5 protein-coding genes and 2 pseudogenes are annotated in these 7,020 nt (G+C 48.6%); 4 read left to right on the top strand and 3 right to left on the bottom strand.

The features are described 5' to 3' along the window. The 4 genes and pseudogenes from QVP94_RS06380 to QVP94_RS06365 form a co-directional block, all read left to right on the top strand. Positions 1-248: pseudogene (locus QVP94_RS06380) on the top strand (N-acetylmuramic acid 6-phosphate etherase); the annotation flags it as partial. 43 nt (positions 249-291) lie between these two features. Next, positions 292-954, top strand: a complete 663-nt coding sequence (locus tag QVP94_RS06375; protein ID WP_005855247.1) for an MgtC/SapB family protein — start codon at positions 292-294, stop codon at positions 952-954. Between the two features lie 63 nt (positions 955-1,017). Beyond that, positions 1,018-1,659: a DUF8491 family protein gene (locus tag QVP94_RS06370; protein ID WP_005855249.1), complete on the top strand. Its 642-nt coding sequence runs from the start codon at positions 1,018-1,020 to the stop codon at positions 1,657-1,659. Beyond that, positions 1,656-2,231: a uracil-DNA glycosylase family protein gene (locus QVP94_RS06365; RefSeq protein WP_005855251.1), complete on the top strand. Its 576-nt coding sequence runs from the start codon at positions 1,656-1,658 to the stop codon at positions 2,229-2,231. Before QVP94_RS06370 ends, QVP94_RS06365 begins: the two co-directional genes overlap by 4 nt. A gap of 1,425 nt (positions 2,232-3,656) precedes the next feature. On the opposite strand, the gene QVP94_RS06360 is transcribed toward QVP94_RS06365, so the two are convergent. The 3 genes and pseudogenes from QVP94_RS06360 to QVP94_RS06350 form a co-directional block, all read right to left on the bottom strand. Then, on the bottom strand, positions 3,657-4,505 hold the full coding sequence (locus QVP94_RS06360; RefSeq protein ID WP_022192216.1) for a hypothetical protein: 849 nt from the start codon (positions 4,503-4,505) through the stop codon (positions 3,657-3,659). 27 nt (positions 4,506-4,532) lie between these two features. Next, a complete protein-coding gene (locus QVP94_RS06355; protein ID WP_005855257.1) occupies positions 4,533-6,311 on the bottom strand; it encodes a RagB/SusD family nutrient uptake outer membrane protein in 1,779 nt (592 codons plus the stop codon). Between the two features lie 12 nt (positions 6,312-6,323). After that, positions 6,324-7,020: pseudogene (locus tag QVP94_RS06350) on the bottom strand (SusC/RagA family protein); the annotation flags it as partial.

The raw sequence follows: 7,020 nt of genomic DNA, 5'->3' as shown, positions 1-7,020 counted from the left end.
GCGGTACGGCCCAGAAGATGGTGCTGAATATGATCACGACCTCCACGATGATCAAGCTTGGCCGGGTGAAGGGGAACCGGATGGTGAACATGCAACTGACCAACCAAAAATTGGTGGACCGTGGCACCCGTATGATCATGGAAGAGCTTCGTCTGGATTACGAGCAGAGCAAGAATCTCCTGCTCCTACATGGCTCCGTCCGGGAGGCGATCGATTCTTATCACCGTGAATGGCGGCTGAATCAATAAATAATTCCTATCTTTCGGGGTAAAACCTAAAAGATCGTTGATTATGATGTGGGATTTCATACTAAGACTTTTCGTGGCAGGTATTCTGGGCGCCGTTGTCGGGCTAGACCGTGAGTACCGTGCGAAGGAGGCGGGTTACCGGACTCACTTCCTTGTTTCGTTGGGTAGCGCGTTGATCATGGTTGTCTCCCAATATGGCTTCCAAGATGTCATCCTAGAGAATAGCGTAAGTCTCGATCCGAGCCGTGTGGCCGCCCAAGTGGTGAGTGGCATCGGTTTCATCGGGGCGGGTACGATCATCATCCAGAAACAATTCGTGCGGGGATTGACTACCGCCGCCGGTATCTGGGCGACCGCCGGTATCGGTCTGGCCGTCGGCTCAGGCATGTACGGGCTCGGTATCGCCGCCACTTTGTTGACGCTCGCCGGGCTGGAGCTGTTGAGCGTTATTTTTAAAAGCATTGGGATGCGAAGTTCCTTGGTGGTATTCTCTACCTCCGACAAGGAGGCGATCAACCGGATCGCCCGTGTTATCTACGAGAAAGGTTTCCTGCTGGTAAGCTATGACATGAAAAGACTGGGGCATCAGGAGAAGGACGAGTACGTCGTCAGCATCGTGTTGAAGGCCCGTAAAAACACGGAGGAAAGTCCACTGTTGCTATTGATGGAGCAATTTCCGGAGGTTACGGTGGAGAGAATTGAATAGTTATTCTGCATTGGCGGTAAGTTTTCGTATATTTGCGGCTCGAAACTATTTAATAATCGTACGATGAATTTTATTTCTAAGCTATTCAAGAAGAACGTATCTGAGGCGGAAGAGGCCGGCAAAGGTTCCGTGGAGGAGTTCGTATCTTTAATCCGTGTATATTATCAAGCCGTTATGGCCGTGAACTTGGGTATCACCAACTTGAACATGCTCGCCGATATGGCTTTGTTCAAACGCATGTTGAAGATACCGACCCAGAATAACAAATTGGGTGTCGCCGAGAAATCCCGTGTGCGCAAGGTGTTGATGGAGGATTACGGCCTAAGCGAGGCTTTCTTCAAGGAGATCGACAGCTCGGTGAAGAAGAACTGCAAGAACCAGAACGATATCAAGACGTATTTCTTCATGTTCCAAGGTTTCTGCAATGACTTGTTCAACTTGCTTGGTAATCTGATGCAGTGGAAGTTCCGCTTTTCCATGCTGGTGAAGAAGTTGCTGTATAATATGACGACGAAGACGGTTCACGATATCTTGACCAAGTCCGAGTGGAAGGATATCAGCGTGCAGAAGGCCGCATGGAGCGTGCGTAAGTATGCCGAGAAACTAGGCTACTCCGAGCAATGGATCACGGACTTCGTGTATAACGTCGTGCTTCTGGCGAAAGAGGACCAGAAGAAGGAACTCAAAAAGAACAAGGAAGCATGACCACCGAGCTGCATCCGCTAGGCTTCTTCCTCCCGGAGAATACGAGATTGCTGATGCTGGGAAGTTTCCCGCCTCCAAAAGCTCGTTGGAGCATGGATTTTTATTACCCGAATATCCAGAATGATATGTGGCGCATCCTTGGCTTGATTTTCTATGGGAACAAGGATGCGTTCCTGCGAGACAAGAAGGCGTTCAGCGAGGAGAAGGCGAAGGCTTTCTGCCGGGAGAAGGGGATCGGGATCGGTGATACCGCCATGGAGGTGATCCGCTTGAAAGCGAACGCCTCCGATAAGTTCCTTGAGGTGGTACGGCCGATCGATCCGGAAAAGGTCTTGTCCCAGATACCGGAATGCGTGGCGATCGTGGTAACCGGGCAGAAAGCGATGGATACTCTCCTCTCCGTATTGCCCGGCACGGAGGAGCCGAAAGTGGGCTTCTCGTCGGAATTTTCTTGTATGGGAAGGACGATGAGGCTGTTCCGTATGCCTTCATCCTCTAGAGCTTATCCGAGGCCGTTGGAGGAGAAGGCCGCCGTTTACCGGGGGATGTTTGAGACGTTGGGGATGGTGTGAGGCAAGTCTGCCATACAGCATTCCTCGTTTACGCCCCACCTCTTCAAGGAGTGCGGTAAGCTCGGAAACGTCCTATCTGAATGATGTCCAATTATCTCTTTCGTGTATATACATATTTTAAGTACTTGATGCGACATTAGAACAGGAGAAACGCTGCGATATTTGCGACGTTATTCAGTTTAAAACGTCCGATTATGGAGTTTAATGCACGAACTTATTTTCAGTAAGGTACAGTTGTAGCATCTTATCGCCGTAAGATGTATGATCTTACTGTTGTAGGATGTATGATATTACCGTTGTAAGATGTATCATCTTTCACGGATACTTGACATCTCCTTGTCTTGCGTCTTTTAGCAAAGTGACAGTTTGTAAATTTAAGTCATGGAGAATCGATTCTTTCGGGTAAAGGTAAGGTATGCTCCCGAAAACGAAAGAAAAAAACGACAATCGATTGGTTGATAGGCTAATGTTGAATAACGGCCTTTTATTCTAGCGGAATTTATTCATCGTATTTCATGTTTTGGGGGCAGGAAGGGAAGAAAAACGGTGCTACAATAGGGTTATAACAGGGTAAGAATGCCCATTCGCGACTACTCATAACCCTATTCTTGACTACTTACGATGCCCAACGGCAGTATCGGCGTTGCCTAATACGACTAGTTACGCAGGCTTCCGGCACCTATTGTGTGTGGAAAACGCTGTATTTTAACAAAAAGGGGTGCTTATTGCTACTGCTTTCTCGCTATTTCGCTAGGTTTGGAAAATAGGTGTGTCAAGGTAAATGCTCTATGGAAATCAAAAAGATGGCCGGAGAGCGGTTTGGTTGACGGAAGGATATTTGCAGGGCGAGTACCGTGTAAGATAAAAAGAGAGGAGACGGAACGATAAACGCTCCGCCCCTCTTATATAACAAGAATGAATGAATTATTGGGATAATCTCATCATAAAATATTGCTAGTGAGATACATCTTCTTCATTTATCCGATCAGAGATACTCAATGTCACGGAGAACATTGAGTATCGTGATATTCATTTTTAGATCAATTATTTACGTAAAATCCAATATGCCCAGTTGCGCCGCTAAAAGTTATGACAGATCCTACTTGAACTGTAGATCCATTACAAGAGACTCTATATCCCTTATCTATGGAAACAACTTTATACTTTCCATGTTCAACAAAGTAAACCCATGGACCTCCACTATAAAAACCACTGGTGATAGTATATTCCATGAAATTTTGATCTTCAATAACCATTGATATATGGGCGTCCTGATTTTGAGCTGTAACGTACATTTTTGAATACCCTTCTCTTTCTGCGGCATAGGAAGGTGATGGACCATTTACGTCAGCATTGATATTAATAACAGTTGTTGTTAATAGTGCAATATAGAATGAATAATACTTTCTTCATGATATATTTTCTTTATTTTCTTGTTTTAAAATTCCAGAACCAAGCCTCTCCCCAATCACCTGCGCCGGGTTTCGGAGCCGCTAGTTTAAGATGCTCACCATCCGCTTCCAAGATGTGATATTCATATTGAGGAGCGAAGGTATCATCAGTGTCTCCCATTTTCACCAGTCCTAATAAAGGAATGGTTCCGGTGAACGTTAATGTACCTTGATCCCAACCATCTTTGGCTACAGCGGATAAGTCCCATGCGATTGTTCCGGATTGACCGCGGCTGGTTTCTACTTTCTTGCCAGCCAAGGTAAAAGTCATCCAACCTTCTAACCCATCTTTGGCATATCCTTTCTCAGTACATTGTTGGTCGATGTCTGTGGCTTGAACTTGCCACCATTCCGGACCTGTGCTTTCCATATAAGCACCATTTCCCCAAAGGCCGTTGCTGGCATCTGTATCCCAAACCCAAGTTACAGAATTATACTCCGGTCCGAATAATCCTTCATAAATAGAAGGCACATCCACATACTCGGAGATCGTCACATCGTTAGAGAAAGAGGTGATGGAGCCGTCTTGGTTCATAGCCCGGACGGTCAAGCTCGTGAGGGGAGGAGTGCCAATGATGGAACCCTCGGTTCCGGTGGCTAGGATGGCCCCGTCTTGATCCAATACCTGTACCGTCAGTGTGGGATTGGTGGAGAAGGTGAACTTGTTTTGTCCGGCCGTCGTTTGCGTAAGCGCTACACGGGCTTGCAGATCCGCCTCGGTTAAGTTGGCGGATATGCCCGGATCACTTTCTGTGATTGGGTCGCAGGAAACCATCATTCCTGCGATCAATGCCATTACTATATAATATATATTCTTTATCATGATTGTATATTCTGAATTAAAAAGTTATTAATTAGCCCAGCCATTGTACTCGGCGTCCGCTCCCCAACCTTCGTTCTGCTGGAGTTCACTGGAGAGTGAGATCTGGCTCTCAGGTATCTTCATGAAACCGGCGGAGGTGTTGTAGCGGGAGGCGTAACCACCATTTTGCGCCTTGTTCGTGGCAGGATTACCAGCGATGTAGATAGGCGTACCTATCTGTTTCTGCAAGGCAGCGGCGGCAATGTGCCAGCGGCGGATGTCGTTCCAACGGGTACCCTCCAAAGCTAATTCCCAACGGCGCTCGTTTTGCAGAGCTTGGAGCGAGTAGCCGATAGCCGGAAGGCCGGCACGCTCCCGCACCTTATTCATACCGGTGGCATCTCCCTTGAGCTCGGATTGCATCAAGAGAACGTCAGCGAAGCGGATCAATACCAAGTCGTGGATGTTGTCCAAGGCTTGGTTATTCGCGCCTTGCGTCCAGCCATCGATTCCGTACATCTCGTTCTCGAAGGTCTTGAAGTAGCCACTCTCGTCATTGGATGTCTTGCATGCGACAGGAGACCATTTCATGGCATAGTAGTCCGTTTCCTGTACGAAGTCCGCCCAACCGCCTTTGTTATAAGCGGGTAATTTGTCCGTACGATATACGGAAGCGTCGCGACGCATGTCATTTGGTTCTGCGCTTGCCCAATCGTTCACGAAATTCGGTGCTACAGGCCCGGCTCCCCAACCTTGTCCGAAGGGGAAGGTATTTGCTACGTCTTGATCTCCGCGAAGACCGAAATGAAGCGCGTAACCATTGGCGAAAGCGATGGTAGTATTCCAACTGGCCAGCTTATTGAACTTGATGGCGAACATAGATTCCGGGTTGACGGCGTTATCATCCTCTACCCATTTCAATCCTTTTCCGGCGGTGTATTCGAAATCGTTCACCGTGCAACGGTTCGTGTAAGCCCAAAGGCTACGGAAGTCGGATGCTAAGGAATATCCGGAATTGTTCACGCAATCATCGATATAAGAGATCACTTGATCCTTCGTTAGGGTAGAGCCGTCGGCCAAGGTGACGGAGGTCAGCGGGTTGTAAGTGGCGCTGGTCAAGGCGGCTATATCTTCGCCATTCCCGTACATGCCGGTGTAGAACAACCAAGCACGGCCTAACATGGCCTCGGCGGTGTACTTGTCGACGTGTCCTGCCTCAAGGGATGACGTACCTCCACGCCATGCGGGCATGATGTCGGCGGCTGTCTTAAGGTCTAGCAAGATCTGTCCCCAGATCTCGGCGGGGCTTGCCTGTGGCACATCGCTTGTCTGGGATGTAGTGATTAGGGGTACACGATTGTACATCGAGGCTAGCTCGTAGTAGAAATAGGCACGCATGAAGAGAGCCTCGCCCATCAATTGGTTACGTGCTTCCGTGGAAGGAAAGTCCGGACAGTTATCCAAGGTCTCTATGGCGCTGTTGGCACGGAATACGCCGGCATAACGGTCTTTCCAGAACTGGCGGGTCATGTCGGACTGATAGTTGCAGAGCAGGTCCATGGCCTGCATCAGCTTGTCGTTCGAGCCGCCCCCGCCTAGCGCGTCATCGCTGGCTAGTTGGGCGTAATAAAGGAACGATCTCTCGGGGTTGGCGCAAACGGATGCCATGCTGGCGTAAACGCCTGCTATCATTTGCTGGGCATCGTCGTACGACTCCGGGAATGTAGCGGTTGTCTTCTCTGTGTAATTGGTCGTGTCGAGCATGTCCTCACAACTGGAGAAGGCTACGGCAGCGCCCATACATATTGCATATATTAACTTTTTCATGTTGCTTTTCTCTTAAAATTTAATGTTAACACCTACCATATAAGTTCTGGGTGAAGGATAAGAACCTAAGTCGATACCTCTTGCCCAAGGATTGTCCTCGCGATAACTATCGTTCGTACCGATTTCGGGGTCCATACCCTTGTATCCCGTGAAGGTGAAGAGGTTCTGGGCGCTTACGTACAGACGTAATTGCGGCAGTGGGCAGTTCTTCCATAGGTTCTTGAAGTCGTAGCCCAAAGTAACGTTCTGGATGCGGAAATAGCTGGCGTCTTCCACGAAGATATCGGATATCTGTTGGAAGTTGACACCTGTGTTACCCGGAACCAGACGAGGATAACGATTGGAGGTTCCCTCACCGTGCCAGTACTCAAATACCTCGGAGGTGTAATTCTCCACGTTGCCGTCGGTAAACTTACGATAAGAGCGCATATTTTGTTGTCCGAAGGCCCCATAGGTGGTTACCGCTAAATCGAATCCTTTGTAACCAACGTTGAAGCTTAGACCCATCGTGATATCCGGGTGCGGGTTGCCGACTTCGGTCTTGTCGTCCTCGTTGATCACGCCGTCGCCATTCACGTCTACGAATTTCAAGTCGCCCGGTTGGATGGAGCTACCTTGCAGGGAGTTGGCTGCGTTGCCTTTACAGTTCTTATCCAGATAAGCCTGCACGTCGGCGGCGTTTTGCATGACACCTTCCGTTTTATAGGCC

It is taken from the genome of Parabacteroides sp. CAG:2 (assembly GCF_000436315.1).
GTDB lineage: Bacteria > Bacteroidota > Bacteroidia > Bacteroidales > Tannerellaceae > Parabacteroides > Parabacteroides distasonis.
The sequence above is the reverse complement of the archived record's forward strand: the minus strand, read 5'-3'. Positions and strand labels throughout refer to the sequence as shown.